Source organism: Bacteroides caecigallinarum, assembly GCF_016902295.1.
Lineage (GTDB): Bacteria > Bacteroidota > Bacteroidia > Bacteroidales > Bacteroidaceae > Phocaeicola > Phocaeicola caecigallinarum_A.
Map to the genome: position 1 here is coordinate 1 of NZ_JACJLQ010000238.1, position 219 is coordinate 219.

The 219-nt window shown below is 53.4% G+C and carries 1 rRNA gene; it reads left to right on the forward strand.

From position 1 onward, the window contains the following. Positions 1-219, forward strand: a 23S ribosomal RNA gene (locus H6A27_RS15910); the annotation flags it as partial.

The following is a 219-nucleotide window of genomic DNA, read 5'->3' on the forward strand; positions in this document are numbered from 1 at the left end:
GAACGGTCTGGAAAGGCCGGCCACAGCGGGTGACAGCCCCGTATTCGAAGCGAGACGAAGCATAGTGTAATCCTGAGTAGCGCGGGACACGAGGAATCCTGCGTGAATCTGCCGGGACCATCCGGCAAGGCTAAATACTCCCGAGAGACCGATAGTGAACCAGTACTGTGAAGGAAAGGTGAAAAGCACTTCGAACAGAAGAGTGAAATAGTACCTGAA